A 16,496-nucleotide genomic window follows, 5' to 3' on the forward strand; every position below is an offset into this window, starting at 1 on the left:
GGCGGGTCGATCTACTCGACCTACCCGCTGGAGATCCAGCCCTACGCCACCCTGTCGGGCACCTCGATGGCCGCTCCGCACGCCGCCGGGGCCGCCGCGCTCATGCTGGAGGCCCGTCCGGGTCTGGACAACGAGGAACTGCTGCTGCGTCTGCAGAACACCTCCGACGTCCTGGAATGGAACCAGGCCGCCGGGTACGGACCCGAGGCCGTGCACAAGCAGGGCTCGGGCATGATCCAGGTCGACGAGGCCATCCAGGCCGAGGTCGTCGCCTCCCCGGGTCTGATCCAGCTCGGCCAGCAGCTCCCCGGCGTCAGCACGACGCACGAGATCACGCTGACCAACGAGGGTGACACCTCCCGGTCCTTCGCGGTCTCGCACACCGAGGCGCTCGCAACCATCGGTACGGCCAACGACTTCGGATTCTGGCTCGGCGGCGCCACCGTCGACGTCCCGGCGTCCGTCACCGTGCCTGCCGGCGGGACAGCCACCCTGTCGGTGACGATCACCTCGCCCAAGGACGGCATCACCTTCGGTGGCTACATCGCCCTGGAGGACCCGGACGGCATCGATCACTCGGTCGCCTACGGCGGGTCGGCCTACGACCTGCAGGACGTCGAGGTCCTGGCCGACATGATCACCAAGGACGCGGAGGGCAACATCACCGTCGTCCAGGAGCTGCCCGCCCTCCTCGAGGTCGGCCAGTGCGGGAAGTTCCTCGGGGTCGACTGCGTCGACGAGGACGGCACCTACAACCTGGTGAAGGAGGGCAACGTCTACGAGATGGCCGGGAACGACGTGCCGACCGTGGCGCTGCACTTCGAGCACCAGGCCCGCCACATGGAGTGGGAGGTCTACCGCGCCAACGTCGACGGCTCCAAGGGCACGTCGGTCGGCGTCGTCACCGAGGTCGACTACCTGGCCCGCACCGGCAGCCGCAACGGCATCTCGGCGTGGACCTGGGACGGCAGCAGGTACGTGGACGCCGACGGCGCACGCCAGCGCGTGGACTCCGGGGACTACGTCCTCGAGGTCCGCGTCACCAAGGCCAGCGCCTGGAACGACGACCGCACCCCGGGCGTCGAGACCTGGACCAGCCCGTACTTCACCGTGGCCTGGGAGGGTGGCTCGACCACCGACACCCTGTCGGTGACGCGCGCCCTGGGCAACGACCGCTACATGGTCGCCTCCGAGCTGGCCGTCGAGAACTTCGACGCCGGCGTGGAGACGGTCTACGTCGCCAACGGCCTGTCCCACCCGGACGCGCTGTCCGGTGGCGCCCTGGCCGCCGCGAACGACTCCCCGGTCGTGCTGGTCAAGCCCGGCTCGATCCCCGCCTCCACCCGGATGGCCCTGCAGCAGCTGAAGCCGCAGCGGATCGTCGTCCTCGGTGGTGACGCGGCGGTGTCCGACCTCGTGGCGACCGAGCTGCGCGGCTACGCGGGCACCGTGGAGCGGCTCGCCGGTCCCAACCGCTACGCCACCTCGGCCGCGGTCTCCGGCGAGTACGACGCCGCGGGCACGGTGTTCATCGCCAGCGGCGAGAACTTCCCCGACGCCCTGTCCGCCTCGGCGGCCGCGGGCGTCCAGGACGCGCCGCTGATGCTGGTCAAGTCCGACGGCGTGCCTGCCGTCGTGGCCGCCGAGCTGGACCGGCTGCAGCCGCAGCGGGTCGTGCTCGTCGGTGGACCCGCGGCGGTGTCCGACGACGTGCTCACCACGTTGGACGGCTACGCCGACCAGGTCGAGCGCATCGGCGGGGCCAACCGCTACGAGGTCTCGGCCGGTGTGGCCAAGCGCTTCTTCGACGCCCCCGTGGCCCACGCCCTCGTGGCGACCGGGCTCAACTTCCCGGACGCCCTGGCGGCCGGGCCGGTGGCGGCCCAGCACAACAGCCCCGTGCTGCTGGTGAAGAAGGAGACCGTCCCCTCGGCCGTGCTCGGTGCGATCGTGGACCTGCGTCCAGCAGATCACCATCGCCGGTGGCTATGCCGCCGTCGACAAGGCCGTCGAGGACCAGCTCGACGGCGTCGTCTACCCGTGAGGTCCCCGACCCCGCAGGACTGAGGACGTCCAGCAGGCGCCCCCCGCACCCACCCGGGTGCGGGGGGCGCCGCCGTCCCGTGGTATGCCGTGCGGCGGCGCCCCGACACACCCGCCCTCCCGGACCTGCCCACCCGGTTGCGCGACCGCATACACCTCATCTGCCACACATGTCACAACTGCATAACGATTTCCACCGATCGGGAACCCCTGTCCCGGAACGGTGGTAAGGCCGGGCTACGGTGCGAGACGTCCGCTCACGCCCTCACGAAGGTGCCGCTCATGAACTCCCTGGTTCTCGCCCTCATCGGTGTGGCGATGATCCTGGCGGGGTACTTCCTCTACTCGAAGTTCCTCGCGACCAGGATCTACGCCCTCGACGACTCCATCCCGACCCCGGCCCACCAGCTGGAGGACGGTGTCGACTACGTCCCCACGAACAAGTACGTGCTGTGGGGCCACCACTTCACCTCCGTCGCCGGTGCCGCGCCCATCGTCGGTCCGGCCATCGCCGTCATCTGGGGCTGGCTGCCCGCCTTCCTCTGGGTGACGATCGGCACGGTCTTCTTCGCCGGCATGCACGACCTCGGGGCGCTGTGGGCCTCGATCCGCAACCGTGGCCAGTCGATCGGTGCCCTCTCGGGCCGCTACATCGGCGCCCGCGGCCGCAACCTCTTCCTCGTCGTCATCTTCCTGCTGCTGCTCATGGTCAACGCGGCCTTCTCGGTCGTCATCGCCAACCTGCTGGTGGCCACCCCGACCGCGGTGATCCCGACCTGGGGCGCGCTCCTCGTGGCGCTCGCCGTCGGCCAGGCGATCTACCGGCTCAGGTGGAGCCTGCCGCTGGTGTCGGTCGTCGGAGTCGTCGCGCTCTACACCCTCATCTGGATCGGCGACCAGGTGCCGCTGGCCCTGCCCCCGAGACGGCCTTCGGCCTGCCGGCCAACTCGGTCTGGATCATCCTGCTGTTCCTCTACGCCGGTATCGCCTCGATGCTGCCGGTCTGGGTGCTGCTCCAGCCGCGCGACTACATCAACGGCCTGCAGCTGTTCATCGCGCTGGGCATCCTCTACGGCTCGGTCCTGCTGGCCCGGCCCGAGATCGTGGCCCCGGCCGTCAACAGCAACGTCCCCGAGGGCACGCCGAGCATCGTTCCGCTGCTGTTCGTCACCATCGCCTGCGGCGCCATCTCCGGCTTCCACGGCATGGTCTCTTCCGGCACCAGCTCCAAGCAGCTGGACAAGGAGAGCGACGCCCGGTTCGTCGGCTACTTCGGCGCCGTCGGCGAGGGTCTGCTGGCCCTGGGCTCGATCATCGCCGCGACCGCCGGTTTCGCCTCCCTGGCCGCCTGGGAAGAGGTCTACAACGCCTTCGGTGCCGGCAGCGTCGGGGCGTTCGTCTCCGGCGGCGGGGCGATCGTGGAGAGCGGCCTGGGTCTGCCCCAGTCCCTGTCGGCCACCATCCTGGCGACCACCGCGATCCTCTTCGCGGCCACCACGATGGACACCGGCGTGCGCCTGCAGCGCTTCGTGGTCCAGGAGATCGGCGACATCGCCGGGGTGAGCCTGGGCAAGGGCGTCGCCACGGTCGTCGCGGTCGGTGTCGCCCTGGCGCTGACCTTCGGCGCCGGTGCGGACGGCTCGGGCGGCATGCTCATCTGGCCGCTGTTCGGCACGACCAACCAGCTGATGGCCGCGCTGACCCTGTCGATCATCGCGATCATGCTGATGCGTCGCGGCCGCACCCCGCTCCCGGCGCTGATCCCGCTGGCGTTCGTGGGCGTCATGACGATCTACGCGCTGTTCATCCAGCTCGGTACCTTCTGGAACACCCAGAACTGGCTGCTGCTGATCCTGGACCTCGTCATCCTCGTCGCGGCCGTGTGGGTCATGGTCGAGGCCGCGGTCGCCATGAAGGGCGCCAAGGACTACGACGGCGACGACGACGCCGAGCTCGCCGCCCTGTCAGGGCGCGAGCAGCCGGTCGAGCACGTCGGCGACCACCCGCCGCACGACTGAGCGCGTGCGGCATACCCTGAGGTATGCCGAACACGTCGCCGCAGCCCCGTGGTCGCCTCGCCGAGGTGGCCGCGGGGCTGCGCGAGTTCTACAGCGGGCCTTACCGGCGCACGTTCGCCCGCGCCCGCCAGGACGAGGACGACCTGTTCATGGTCATCGTCATGGCCGAGGCGCTGGGAGTGCCCAACCCGGCGAGCTACTACACGGTCGAGCTGCTGCCGGTGGTCTACGAGCAGTTCCACGACTGGCACCGGCGGATGGGGATGGACCGCTCGCCGCTGGACCACTTCTCCTGCTGCTGACCGCGGCACCCGCACCGGCCGCCCAAGGCACGTCGCCCTCCGTCCCCATCCTGACCCTCGTCGCCGAAGGACCCATGAGCTCCCTGCTGACCGACCTGACACACGCGGCGCGACGTCCTCTTCGTCGGGGGCAAGGGAGGCGTCGGCAAGACGGCCGTCGCCTCGGCGCTGGCCCTCGACAGCGCCCAGGGCGGACGGCCCACGCTCGTGGTGTCCACCGACCCGGCGCACAACCTGGGCCACCTGTGGCGGCGACCGGTGGGTGATGACCCGGTGGAGCTGGCGCCGCTCCTGCGCGGCCTGGAGATCGACCCCGGGCGGACCACCGACGCCCACCTGTCGGCCGTGCGCGAGACCATGCGGCGGCTCATGCCCGAGCACCTCCAGGGCGAGGTCGACAAGCACCTGGACCTTGCCCGGGACGCGCCCGGCACCCACGAGGCGGCGGTGCTCGAGCGGCTCGCCGAGGTGCTGGAGGAGCGGGACCGTGACGAGCTGGTCGTCGTGGACACGGCGCCCAGCGGCCACACGACGCGGCTGATCGCGCTGCCCGAGCTGATGCAGGCCTGGACCGAGGGGCTGCTGCGGCGGCAGGACGGTCGGCGAAGTTCGGTGCGGCGCTGCGCGGTCTGGAGGCCGACCGCGGCGAGCAGGCGGCGGCGGACGTGATCGGGGTCGTCCCTCGCTACGGCGAGCAGCCGGGCGACCGCGGAGGGGACCGGCGGTCGCGGCGGGACGCGGAGATCCGGCGGGTGCTGGACCGGCGGCAGGACCGTTTCCGGACCCTGCGGGAGCTGCTGCAGGACCCCGCGCGCAGCGGGTTCGTCATCGTCCTGGCGGCCGAGCGGCTGCCCGTGCTGGAGACGATCGAGCTGCACGAGCAGCTGAGCCGGTCGCACATGGACGTCGCGGCGCTGGTGGTCAACAAGCGGTCGCCGGCCGACGCGGGCGAGCTGCTGGCCGCGCGGCGGGCGGTGGAGGACGGCTACCTGGCGCAGCTGACGGACGAGCTGCCCGACCTGCCGGTCGTCGAGGTGCCGCTGCTGCCCGGCGAGGTGCTGGGTGAGGAGGGGTTGTCAGAGCTGGCCCGCTGTTGGCGCGCCTACGGGCTGAGGTGTGGGTCGTCGGTCGGCTGTCGGTCGGTCGGACCCCGTGCAGTCGATCGGTGCCCTGGAGGGGGCCATGATCGACTGCGTGAACGGGCGGGGCCGGACGGTCGGGGGCTGCCGGGTGTGAGGAGCCTTGGGCTGCAGTCGATCGGTGCCCTGGAGGGGGCCACGATCGGCTGCGTGGATCCAGGCTCCCCGGACGGTCGGGGCGGGGTCGCCGACGAGCTGACCACCGCCGGGGCGGCCAGCGGCCTGTGGACAAGTCACAACCGGCGATCTTCGATGCGGCCACCATAGGACGGGTGGACCTTCCAGCCCTCGCCCGTCGTCAGCACGGAGTCGTCAGCCGTCGACAGGCGCTCGCGGCCGGCATGTCGGCCAAGCAGGTCCGCTGGCGACTGCACCGTGGCGCCTGGCAGGCGATCCACCCGGGCGTCTACCTGACCAACACCGGCACCGTGACCTGGCACGCGAAGGCGTGGGGGGTTGCTGCGCTGCGGGAGCGGCGCCGCCCTCGCGATGCAGTCGGCGTCGTTCGTCTGGCGCCTCGACAAGATCGAACCTCGGGGCCTCACCATCGCTGTTCCGAACGGCACCCGCTGCCGGGGGCTCACGGGTGTCACGGTGGTGCAGCGACGACGGTTGGAGACCCGGTCCGTCGAAGGGTTTCCCACGACCAGCCTTGCTCAGACGGTCATCGACCTCGCCGAAAGACCGGACAGCTCGCTCGACGACGCGGTCGCCCTGGCGGAACGTGCATGCCAGCAGCGGTCGCTGACCCAGTCGGCCCTCCTGGACGAGCTCGCCGCCCGCCGCGGCCACCGGTGGTCCCGCGAGCTGCGCCTGGCGTTCGGTGAGATCGGTGACGGCGCGGAGAGCCTTCCGGAGGTCTGGTACGCCACCCGCGTCCAGCAGCCCCACGGTCTTCCGGTCTTCGAACGTCAGGTCAGCGAGGACGACGGCTGCACCAGGACGGACCTGAAGAACAGGAGGCACGGCGTCAACGTCGAGATCGACGGCCTGCTGTGGCACGCCGGTGAGCAGTTCCACGGCGACCGTCGCCGGGACCGTCAGGCCGCGGCCCGTGGTGAGGTGACGTTGCGTATCAGCTACCTGGAGCTGGACCAGAAGCCGTGCGAACTGGCCGTCGACGTTGCCCGGACGCTGGCCGTCCGGGGCTGGACCGGCACGATCACCCCCTGCTCGATGGAGTGCGCCGCCCTCGCCCTGGCAGCGTCGTAGGCCGACCACCGCAGTCGATCAGGGCCGTGGGCGGGGCAACGATCGACTGCGTCAGGATCTGGGCCGTCCGGTGCCCCACGGCATACCCCACCCAGGTGCCGACCCGAAAACGATCGGGCGTAGTTTCGGAGCATGATCGTCAACGAAGACACCTCGGTCGACACCGCACACGAAGTGGGCCGCGGCCCGCGCACCGTCATCTGCCTTCCCGGCTGGTTCGGTTCGTCCACGGGCTGGGGCCAGGGCTTCCTGGGGGCCCTGGACACCGAGAGCTTCCGGTACGAGTTCATGGACTACCGCGGGTACGGCGAACGCCGCGGATCAGGCGGGCCGTACACGATCGACCAGATCGCCGCCGACGTCCTCGAGCTGGCCGACGACCTCGGCGTCAGGACCTTCTCCCTGGTCGGGCACTCGATGGGCGGCTCGGCCGTGCAGCGGGTCCTGGCCCTGGCGCCGGACCGGGTCGAGGCGGTCGTCGGCATCGCGCCCGTCCCTGCGTCGGGCACCCCGTTCGACGAGGAGGGGCGGCAGCTGTTCGAGAGCGCGGCCGGCGACGACACCGCGCGCGCGAGACGATCGTCGACCTCACGACCGGCAAGCGCCTCTCCGCACGCTGGATCGACCAGATCGTCAGGCACAGCCGCGCGCGCAGCGACGAGGAGGCCTTCGCCGGGTACTTCACCGCATGGGCCGACACCGACCACGCCGCCGACGTGCCGGTCGACCGGGTCCCCGCGCTGGCCGTCGTCGGTGAGCACGACGTCGCGGTCACCGAGGAGGGTGTGCGGGCCACCTGGGGCAAGACCCACCCCAGCTCGACGGTGGTGGTCATGTGCAACGCCGGGCACTACCCGATGTACGAGACACCCGTCCGTCTGGCCACGATCCTGGAGGAGTTCCTCGAGACGCACTCGGTGGCGGCCGGGAAGGACTGAAACGTCGGCAGCCGCCAGTCACGACTCCCGCCGGCCACGACGCCCGCCAGTGCGGAGCCGTGGGCCAGCGAGCCGGCGGGTGGATGTGGTCCAGCGAGCCGGCGCGGAGATGCGGTCGGAGGCGCGAGACGGTTCACCCCAGGAGGGCGCGCCCCGCCCGTGACGAAGGGGCGCGCCCTCGCGCACGGACGTCCGTCCCCCGACTCGACGGGGCTGCTGCCTGGGTGAGTGCAGCGCCCCGGCGACGTCCGTGCGGACCATGCGCGGGGAGTGGCTGGGGTGAAGGGATGAAGCACCACCTGCCTCCGCGTCAGGTCGTGACTCGACGCTACGCCGCGACAGGCAAAGAGAGGGTATGGAGCAGGTCTGGGTTTGGTCATGCATCTCGCCCGTGAGGTCGGGCGCCTTGGGCCTACCCCGTGTCGGCGGTCGGGAGTAGGTTGACCGCATGAGGGGATCGCGGGTGGGTGTCCTGCTGGCTGCGCTGCTGGTGGTGCTGGGGCTGGTCGTGCCGGGGGTCCTTCCGCCGGCGAGCGCTGCCGGTGAAGGGCCCTCCGCCGAACCCACCGTCGAGACGGCTGCGGCCGGTGTGGCGTGGTCCCGGATCGGCGGAGCCAACCGCTACGCGGTGGCGGTGAACATCTCGCGGTACCGCTTCGCCGATCCCTCCAGCGTCCGCTCGGTCTACCTCGCCCGCGGCGACGTCTTCGCCGACGCCCTCACCGCCGGTTCTCTCGGCGACGGCCCGGTCCTGCTCATCACCAACGCCTGCCGGTCCGTCCCCGCCGTCGTCCTGGACGAGATCGATCGCCCGGCTCGACCCGGACCGGGTCGTCGCCCTCGGCGGGGAGGTGTCGGTGTGCGAGGAGCAGCTGGCCCAGGCGGCGGCCGGCCGGCCGACGGCCCGGCTCGGTGGGGCCGACCGCTTCGAGACCGCCGGCACGATCGCCCGGGCGGCCTTCCCGTCCCGGCCGGCCACCGTCTACCTGGCGAACGGCTCGATCACCCCCGACGCCGTCGTGGCCGGCACCCTCACCGACGGCCCCGTCCTGCTCACCTCGCGCGACGGCCGCAGCGTGCCCTCGGCCACCGCCGCAGCCCTCGCCCGGCTGAACCCCTCCCGGGTCGTCGCCCTGGGCGGCACCCTGGCCGTCTCCGACAGCACCCTGACCACCGCGGCCGCCGGTCGCCCGACCAGCAGGCTCGGTGGATCCGACCGATACGCCACCGCCCGCCTCGTGGCAGACCGGGCCTTCCCGTCCCGGACCTCTCGCGTCTACCTGGCCCGCGGCGACGGGGAGAACTTCGTCGACGCCCTCTCCGCCGGCATGCTCGCCGACGGCCCGGTCCTGCTCACCTCCGGGCCGTGCGACCGCCTGCGCTTCGGGCCCGCGGCAGAGCTGGCCCAGCGCACGCCCTCGCGCGTCGTCGCGCTGGGAGGACCGCTGGCGCTGTGCGACTCCACGCTGGTCGGATCGTCGACCGCCGCCCGCGGTCAGGTGGACTGCGCGCGCACCGCGTGCGTCGCGCTGACCTTCGACGACGGGCCCGCGAGCGGCACGTCGACCGTCCTGGACACCTTCGCCCAGAAGCGGGTGCCGGCGACCTTCTTCGTCGTGGGACGCAAGGTCGCCAGCGACGGGGCCATCACCCGCCGTACCTGGGTGGAGGGCCACGAGGTCGGCAACCACACCTACGACCACCCGCGCCTGCCCGACCTCACGCTGTCCGGTCAGCAGGCCCAGGTGGACCGGACGGACGCAGCCCTCCGGGCGATCGGCGTCCCCACCACCCGCACGATGCGCCCCCGCCGTTCCTCGCCTTCGACGCCAACACCCGCCGGCTCGGCAAGGCCGTGATCATGGTCGACACCAACCCCAAGGACTGGAACGGCCCCTCGACCCAGCAGATCCGCACCTTCATCCGCGACAACGTCCGCCCGGGGTCGATCGTCATTCAGCACGACACCGTGGCCAACACGGTGGCGGCCATGCCGGGCATCGTGGACGACCTGCACGCCATGGGCTACACCCTGGTCACCGTGCCCCAGCTGATCCCCGGCCTGGACCCCGGCGACCTCGTCTACAACCGCACCACCGTCCACGGCCCCGGCACCGCGGTGTCGATGCTCGACCCGGTGGAGCTGGACGACGGCCGGGTCCTGCCGCCGCTCGTCGACGAGTACGGCGTCCCCGGCCTGGCGCCCACCCTCACCCGCGAGGAGGTCCTCGGGCTCGACCCCTGAGGCGACCCCACCCTCACCCGTGAGGAGGTTCTCGGGCTGGGCCCCTGACCGTGCCCCGCGCGGGCCGGCCCGGGCTGCGGCAGACTCCGGGGTATGCAGCTCGCCCGGGTCATCGAGACCTCCACCACCGTCGCGGCGACCCGGTCCCGCCTGGCCAAGGTCGACGCCCTGGCGGAGGCGCTGCGGGAGGCCGCCGCCGCCGACCTGCCCGCCACCGAGCTGGAGCGGCTCGTGCGCACCACCGCCGACCACCTGGCCGGCACCCTGCCGCAGCGCACCGTCGGGGTCGGCTACCGGGGGCTGCGCGACCTGCCCGACCCGGCCGACGAACCGTCCCTGCAGATCCTCGAGGTCGACGACCTGCTCACCGCCATGGCCGCCCTGGCCGGCCCTGGGTCGGCCGGCGCCCGCGCGGCAGCGGTGGGCGAGCTGTTCGGCCGGGCGACCGCCGACGAGCAGCGTTGGCTGGTCGGCCTCATCACCGGGGAGCTGCGCCAGGGCGCCTCCGACGGTGTGCTGCTGCCCGCCGTCGCCACCGCGGCCGGTGTGCCCGAGGCCCTCGTCCGCCGGGCGGTCATGCTGGCCGGCTTCACCGGCCCGGTGGCCGCCGCCGCCCTCCTCCACGGCGAGGCCGCGCTCGCCGAGATCCGGCTGGAGGTCGGCCGCCCGCTGCGTCCGATGCTCGCCGGCTCCGAGCCCGACGTCGCCACCGCCCTCACCCACCGGCGCGACCCGGGAACCCCCGTGGCCGTCGACACCAAGCTGGACGGCATCCGCCTGCAGGCCCACCTGGACCGGGACGCCGAGGTCCCGGTACGGCTCTTCACCCGCTCCCTCGACGAGATCACCGACCGCCTCCCCGAGGTGGTCGACGCCGTCCTGCGCCTGCCCGCCGACCGTGCGGTCCTCGACGGCGAGGTCGTCGCCCTCGACGCCGACGGCCGGCCGCACCCGTTCCAGGTCACCGGCGCGCGCACCGCCAGCAGCGCCGACCCGCAGGCGCTGGCGGGCCGGACTCCGGTGACCACCTTCCTCTTCGACCTGCTCCACCTCGACGGCCGCGACCTGGTGGTCGACGAGCCCGCGCACGTGCGCTGGGAGGCCCTGGACTCGCTGGCGCCGGAGCTCGTGGTCCCCCGCCTGGTGACCGCCACCGAGGCCGAGGCGACCGCGTTCTTCGAGGAGGTCCTCGCCGCCGGCCACGAGGGCGTGGTCGTCAAGGATCCCGACGCGCCCTACGCGGCCGGCCGTCGCGGCGCCGGCTGGGTCAAGGTCAAGCCCCGCCGCACGGCCGACCTGGTCGTCGTCGGCGTCGAGTGGGGCAGCGGCCGTCGCAGCGGCAAGCTCTCCAACATCCACCTCGCCGCCCGCCGCCCCGGCACCGACGAGCTGGTCATGGTCGGCAAGACGTTCAAGGGCATGACCGACGCCCTGCTGGAGTGGCAGACCGAGCGCTTCCTCGGGCTGGAGACCCACCGCGAGGGGTATGTCGTGCACGTGCGCCCCGAGCAGGTCGTCGAGATCGCCTACGACGCGGTGCAGACCTCGCGGCGCTACCCCCCGGGGCGGGATCGCCCTGCGGTTCGCCCGGGTGCTGCGCTACCGCGACGACAAGGGGCCGGCCGAGGCGGACACGCTCGACGACCTGCGGTGACGGGTCCGCGGGCGGCGGATGCGGCATACCCTCTGGTGCCGGCGGCCGATCAGGCGTAGCGTCGGTGCATGGGACGCCGGACGCTCCCAGGGGTGATCCTCCTGACGTGGGTGCTGGCCGTGGCGGGGATGATGCCAGCGGGCGGCACGGTGCAGCACGTCCCGGCGCAGGGGGCGCAGGGTGCGAGCGCAAGCACGGGCCAGGAGCCCGAGGCGGCCCTCGACGCGGCCGCGGACGCGACCCTGCAGGCCACGACCGTGGGACCGACCACGTCGCGGCTGGCCGGGACCGACCGCTACGCCTCTGCGGTGGCCATCTCGCGGTACGTGTTCGCCGACCCCTCCAGGGTGCGCTCGGTCTACCTCGCCCGCGGTGACGTCTTCGCCGACGCCCTGACCGCCGGGACCCTCTCGGACGGGCCCGTGCTGCTCATCAAGGGGTCCTGTGCGTCGATCCCCTCCGTGGTTCTGGCCGAGATCGCCCGCGTGACCCCCGACCGGGTCGTCGCCCTCGGCGGGCAGGCTGCCGTCTGCGACGCACAGCTGGCCCAGGCGGCCGGTGGTCGCCCGACCGCGCGGCTGGAAGGCGTCGACCGCTTCGAGACGGCGGCGACGATCGCCCACGAGGCCTTCCCGGCGGGGCCCACGACCGTGTACGTGGCGAACGGCTCGATCACGCCGGACGCCGTGGTGGCCGGGACGCTGCGCGACGGTCCGGTGCTGCTCGTCTCCCGCGACGGTCGGACCGTGCCGTCGGCCACCCTCGCGGCGATCACCTCGCTGGACCCCGACCGGGTCGTGGCGCTGGGCGGGACGCTGTCGGTGACCGACGCCGCGCTGATCTCGGCGGCGCAGGGGCGCGCGACCGCACGGGTCGGCGGGAGCGACCGGTACGCGACCGCCCGCCTCGTCGCCGACCGGGCCTTCCCGGCCCGGACGTCGCGGGTCTACCTGGCCCGGGGGGACGGGGAGAACTTCGTCGACGCCCTCTCCGCCGGCATGCTCACCGACGGACCCGTCCTCATCACCTCCGGCCCGTGCGACCGGGTGCGGTCCGCGCCCGCGGCCGAGCTGCGCCAGCGGGTGCCCGACCGCGTCGTCGCGCTGGGGGGCACGGTGGCACTGTGCGACTCCACGCTGGTCGGAGCCTCGCTCGCCGGCCGTGGAGCGGTCGACTGCGCGGTGACCGCGTGCGTCGCCCTGACCTTCGACGACGGCCCGGCGGCTCCGACCCCGACGCTGCTCAACACGCTCAGGACCAACCGCGTGCCGGCCACCTTCTTCGTCGTCGGCCAGATGGTCGACGCCCGGCCGGCGACCACGCGGCGCACCCACGTCGAGGGCCACGTGGTGGCCAACCACACGTGGGACCACCAGCAGCTGACGCTGCTGACCTGGGCCCAGCAGAAGTGGGAGGTCGACGTCACCGACGACGAGATCAACCAGGCCGGTGTCCCCGACACGACGATCATGCGTCCGCCCTACGGCTCCTTCGACGCCAACACCCGCGCGCTGGGTTTCCCGCTCATCATGTGGGACGTCGACCCGCGCGACTGGGAGGGCTGGTCGGCCGCGACCGTGCGCCAGCGGGTCGTCGACGCCGTCCGCCCCGGCTCGATCGTGCTGCAGCACGACCTGCACGCCAACTCCGTCGCCGCCGTGCCCGGGATCATCGCCGACCTGCACGCCCGCGGGTACACGCTGGTCACCGTCCCCGAGCTCGTCCCCGGCATGGACCCCGGAGACGTCGTCTACAACCGCACCAACGTCCGGACCTCCTCCGTCCCGGCCTCGCCGACCGACGTGATCGTCCTGGACGACGGCCGCGAGCTCGGCCCGGTGGTCGACGAGGCGGGCATCCCCGGCCTCGCTCCCGCGCTGACGGACGAGTAGCGCCGGCTGCCCGAGCCTCGAGCTCGACCACCGTGCACGGCTGTCGTGACCCACCGGTCGTCAGGACGACCGGTGGGTCACGACAGCGAGGTACATCGGTGCTGGTCGGGTCGTGACCAATCGCTGCAGATCACGATGCGCTCGCGGTCGCGCGTCGCGGTCGTGGCCCGCGGTCGCGCTCGCGGTCGTGGCCCGTGGACCGCGGCCTGGTCGACGGACGGGTTGCAGACGGTCGCGCCGCCCGACGCGCCCGGCCCTCAGACCGACCGGTAGCGCTCGTGCCGCGCCCGCAGCCGCTCCTCCTGCGGCACGACCAGCAGCTCGCGTAGGTGGGCCGCGGTCACCCCGACCACCCGCCGGCAGAACTCGGCCGGCTCCTCGGCCGCGTCGGGGTGCTCGGGGACGATCTCGTCGACCACCCCGGTGGCGCGCAGGTCCACGGAGCGTATGCGGTGCAGCTGGGCCATCTCGGGCGCGCGGTCCCCCGTGCGGTGGACGATCGCGCTGGCCCCCTCGGGCGGGAGCGGGGCGACCCAGCCGTGCTCGGCACACACCGTCCGGTCGGCCGGCATGAGCGCCAGCGCCCCGCCGCCGGTCCCCTCGCCGAGGACGACGGAGACGACCGGGACCTCGACGGTCGCCAGGGCCGCCAGGCAGCGGGCGATCTCCCCGGCCATCCCGCCGTGCTCGGCCTCGACGGACAGGTCGGCCCCGGGGGTGTCGACCACGGTGAGCAGCGGCAGGCCCAGCTCCTCGGCCAGGGCGAAACCGCGCTGGGCGACCCGCAGCGCACCCGGTCCGAGGTGGGCCGAGCGCTGGGTCTGACGGTCCTGCCCGACCAGCACGCACGAGAAGCCGGGGAAGCGGGCCAGGCCCATGATGACGGTCAGGTCCGACTCGCCGGAGTTCGTCCCCCGCAGCGGGATGAACACCTCGGCCTCGTGCCGCAGCAGCTCGCGCAGCCCCGGGCGGTCCGGCCGTCGGGTCGCCTGCACGGACGTCCACGCCGGCCGGGGGCGGCCAGCTCGTCCAGGTCGGGCTCGGTGCCGTGCTCGCCGACCGGCTCCTGCTCCCCGGTCAGCACCCGCAGGGCGTCCATCGCCACCCGTCGCAGCCCCGGGAGGGGCACGACGCCGTCGATGACGCCGCGGTGGGCGAGGTTCTCGGCCACCTGGACGCCCTCGGGGAAGGGCTCGCCGTGGATGATCTCCCGGACGCGGGGCCCCAGGAAGCCGATGAGCGCCCCCGGCTCGGCGATGGACAGGTGGCCCAGCGAGCCCCACGAGGCGAGCACCCCGCCGGTCGTGGGGTCGCGCAGGTACACCAGGTAGGGCAGCCCCGCCCGACGGTGGGCGGCGACGGCCTGGCCGATCTTGACCATCTGCACGAACGCCGGCGTGCCCTCCTGCATCCGGGTGCCCCCCGACGAGGGCGAGGCCAGCATCGGCAGCCCCTCGGCGGTCGCCCGCTCGAACGCCCGGGTGATGCGCTCGCTGGCGGCCGAGCCGATCGACCCGGCCAGGAAGGAGAACTCTCCCGCCGCGACCGCCACCCGCCGGCCGTCCAGCAGGCCCTCGCCGGTGAGCACGGCCTCGTCCACCCCGCTGCGCTCCCGCGCCCGGGCCAGCTGCGCGGCATACTCCTGACCGAGGTCCGGCTGCACCGGCTCGGTGTCCCACGACACGAAGGTGCCCTCGTCCAGGACGGCGTGGAGCACGTCGCGGGCGCTGAGCCGGGCCACGTCAGCCCTCCTGCAGCCAGGCGCGGACGGCAGGACCGTGCTCGTCGAGCAGCGGCGGGCTGGCGTGCTGGGTTGGGGTGGTCTCGGTGCCGTCGGCCGCGAAGAAGCGCAGCGGCGGGCCGGGCAGCCGGACCGGCCCCAGGGTGGGGTGATCGACGTCGACGAGCAGGCCCTGGGAGCGGGTCTGGTCCCACTCGTAGACCTCCTGCAGGTCGCGCACCCGCCCCGCGGGGACCCCGGCCTCGGCCAGCCGGGCGAGCAGGTCGTCGCCGGGGATCGACGCGAACGCCTCCTCCAGCACCTGGATCACCCGCTGGCGGTGAGCCACCCGTTCGCCGTTGGTCCGCATCCCCTCGGCGTCGGGATCCAGCCCGAACTCCGCGCACAGCCGCCGCCACAGGCTCTCGTTGCCGCAGGCCACCTGCACGGCCCCGTCGGCGCAGTGGAAGAGTCCGTACGGCGCGATCGAGGGGTGGTGGTTGCCCTGAGCCCGCGGCACCTCGCCGGCGACGGTCCACCGGGTGCCCTGGAAGGCGTGCACCCCCACGATCGAGGCCAGCAGCGAGGTCCGCACGACCTGCCCGCGCCCGGTGCGCTCCCGCTCCAGCAGCGCGGCCAGCACGCCGTAGGCGCCGTACATCCCCGAGAGCAGGTCCCCGATCGGCACGCCCACGCGCTGGGGGTCGTCCGGTCCGGAACCGGTCAGCGACATCAGCCCAGCCTCGCCCTGGGCGATCTGGTCATACCCGGCGCGCCCGCCCTCGGGCCCGTCGTGCCCGAACCCGGAGATCGACAGCACCACCAGGCGCGGGTTGAGCTCGGCCAGGTGGTCGGGGGCGAACCCGAGCCGGTCGAGCGTGCCGGGACGGAAGTTCTCCATCAGCACGTCCGCCCGGCGGACCAGCTCGGTGAGCACCGCCCGGCCGTCGTCGGACTTCAGGTCGAGGGCGAGCGACTCCTTGTTGCGGTTGCACGACAGGAAGTACGTCGCCACGTCCGCCCCGTCCGACCCCGGCACGAACGGCGGCCCCCACGAGCGCGTGTCGTCGCCGGTCCCGGGCGTCTCGACCTTGATGACGCGCGCGCCGAGGTCGGCCATCATCATCCCCGCGTGCGGCCCCGCCAGGGCGCGGGTCAGGTCGACCACGACCGTGCCGGCGAGCGGTCCGCCCCTGCTCCCGGGGTATGCGGTGGGGCCGGCGTCGCCGGTCGTGCTGGCGTGGTCGGCGGTGGGCCGTGCGTCGTCGTGGGGGGACGGCGGGCCGTCCGTGGTGGACGGGTCGGCGTCGTCCTGGGTCCGGTCGGTCATCGA

Annotated in this window: 12 protein-coding genes and 5 pseudogenes; 14 read left to right on the forward strand and 3 right to left on the reverse strand. The window is 73.2% G+C overall.

Going from position 1 to position 16,496, the window contains the following annotated elements; genetic code table 11:
• The first annotated feature begins 9 nt into the window (after window positions 1-9).
• From ACQ95T_RS00505 to ACQ95T_RS00570, 14 genes and pseudogenes are all read left to right on the forward strand, one after another.
• On the forward strand, window positions 10-2,067 hold the full coding sequence (locus ACQ95T_RS00505) for a cell wall-binding repeat-containing protein (protein ID WP_431473871.1): 2,058 nt from the start codon (window positions 10-12) through the stop codon (window positions 2,065-2,067).
• A gap of 258 nt (window positions 2,068-2,325) precedes the next feature.
• Window positions 2,326-4,061 (forward strand): annotated as a pseudogene (locus tag ACQ95T_RS00510) (carbon starvation CstA family protein).
• Between the two features lie 23 nt (window positions 4,062-4,084).
• On the forward strand, window positions 4,085-4,363 hold the full coding sequence (locus tag ACQ95T_RS00515; protein WP_425942878.1) for a cory-CC-star protein: 279 nt from the start codon (window positions 4,085-4,087) through the stop codon (window positions 4,361-4,363).
• 168 nt (window positions 4,364-4,531) lie between these two features.
• Window positions 4,532-5,032, forward strand: a complete 501-nt coding sequence (locus ACQ95T_RS00520; RefSeq protein WP_431473872.1) for an ArsA family ATPase — start codon at window positions 4,532-4,534, stop codon at window positions 5,030-5,032.
• Window positions 5,029-5,769 (forward strand): ArsA family ATPase, encoded by a 741-nt coding sequence (locus ACQ95T_RS00525; protein ID WP_431473364.1) that lies wholly within the window; start codon window positions 5,029-5,031, stop codon window positions 5,767-5,769. Before ACQ95T_RS00520 ends, ACQ95T_RS00525 begins: the two co-directional genes overlap by 4 nt.
• Window positions 5,770-5,774: 5 nt before the next feature.
• Window positions 5,775-5,855 (forward strand): annotated as a pseudogene (locus ACQ95T_RS00530) (type IV toxin-antitoxin system AbiEi family antitoxin domain-containing protein); the annotation flags it as partial.
• 259 nt (window positions 5,856-6,114) lie between these two features.
• Window positions 6,115-6,714: a hypothetical protein gene (locus ACQ95T_RS00535; RefSeq protein WP_431473365.1), complete on the forward strand. Its 600-nt coding sequence runs from the start codon at window positions 6,115-6,117 to the stop codon at window positions 6,712-6,714.
• A 132-nt stretch (window positions 6,715-6,846) separates the two neighbouring features.
• A pseudogene (locus ACQ95T_RS00540) lies at window positions 6,847-7,209 on the forward strand (alpha/beta fold hydrolase); the annotation flags it as partial.
• Window positions 7,210-7,430: 221 nt separating this feature from the next.
• Window positions 7,431-7,652, forward strand: a complete 222-nt coding sequence (locus ACQ95T_RS00545; RefSeq protein WP_431473930.1) for an alpha/beta fold hydrolase — start codon at window positions 7,431-7,433, stop codon at window positions 7,650-7,652.
• Between the two features lie 448 nt (window positions 7,653-8,100).
• A pseudogene (locus tag ACQ95T_RS00550) lies at window positions 8,101-8,358 on the forward strand (cell wall-binding repeat-containing protein); the annotation flags it as partial.
• A 151-nt stretch (window positions 8,359-8,509) separates the two neighbouring features.
• Window positions 8,510-9,511, forward strand: a complete 1,002-nt coding sequence (locus ACQ95T_RS00555) for a polysaccharide deacetylase family protein (protein ID WP_431473366.1) — start codon at window positions 8,510-8,512, stop codon at window positions 9,509-9,511.
• A gap of 2 nt (window positions 9,512-9,513) precedes the next feature.
• Window positions 9,514-9,897 (forward strand): hypothetical protein, encoded by a 384-nt coding sequence (locus ACQ95T_RS00560; RefSeq protein ID WP_431473931.1) that lies wholly within the window; start codon window positions 9,514-9,516, stop codon window positions 9,895-9,897.
• Between the two features lie 93 nt (window positions 9,898-9,990).
• A pseudogene (locus tag ACQ95T_RS00565) lies at window positions 9,991-11,551 on the forward strand (ATP-dependent DNA ligase).
• A 92-nt stretch (window positions 11,552-11,643) separates the two neighbouring features.
• Window positions 11,644-13,443, forward strand: coding sequence for a cell wall-binding repeat-containing protein (locus tag ACQ95T_RS00570; RefSeq protein ID WP_431473367.1), 1,800 nt, complete (start codon window positions 11,644-11,646; stop codon window positions 13,441-13,443).
• Window positions 13,444-13,700: 257 nt separating this feature from the next.
• On the opposite strand, the gene ACQ95T_RS00575 is transcribed toward ACQ95T_RS00570, so the two are convergent.
• Genes ACQ95T_RS00575 through ACQ95T_RS00585 form a run of 3 tightly spaced genes read right to left on the reverse strand, consistent with a single transcriptional unit; the run spans window position 13,701 to window position 16,493 of the window.
• On the reverse strand, window positions 13,701-14,438 hold the full coding sequence (locus ACQ95T_RS00575; RefSeq protein WP_431473368.1) for a carboxyl transferase domain-containing protein: 738 nt from the start codon (window positions 14,436-14,438) through the stop codon (window positions 13,701-13,703).
• Window positions 14,330-15,184, reverse strand: coding sequence for a carboxyl transferase domain-containing protein (locus ACQ95T_RS00580; RefSeq protein WP_431473369.1), 855 nt, complete (start codon window positions 15,182-15,184; stop codon window positions 14,330-14,332). Before ACQ95T_RS00580 ends, ACQ95T_RS00575 begins: the two co-directional genes overlap by 109 nt.
• Before the next feature lies 1 nt (window position 15,185).
• On the reverse strand, window positions 15,186-16,493 hold the full coding sequence (locus tag ACQ95T_RS00585) for a CaiB/BaiF CoA transferase family protein (RefSeq protein WP_425942885.1): 1,308 nt from the start codon (window positions 16,491-16,493) through the stop codon (window positions 15,186-15,188).
• Window positions 16,494-16,496 lie beyond the last annotated feature (3 nt).

This window comes from Ornithinimicrobium carbonis, from assembly GCF_050703245.1.
In the GTDB taxonomy this organism is placed as follows: domain Bacteria; phylum Actinomycetota; class Actinomycetes; order Actinomycetales; family Dermatophilaceae; genus Ornithinicoccus.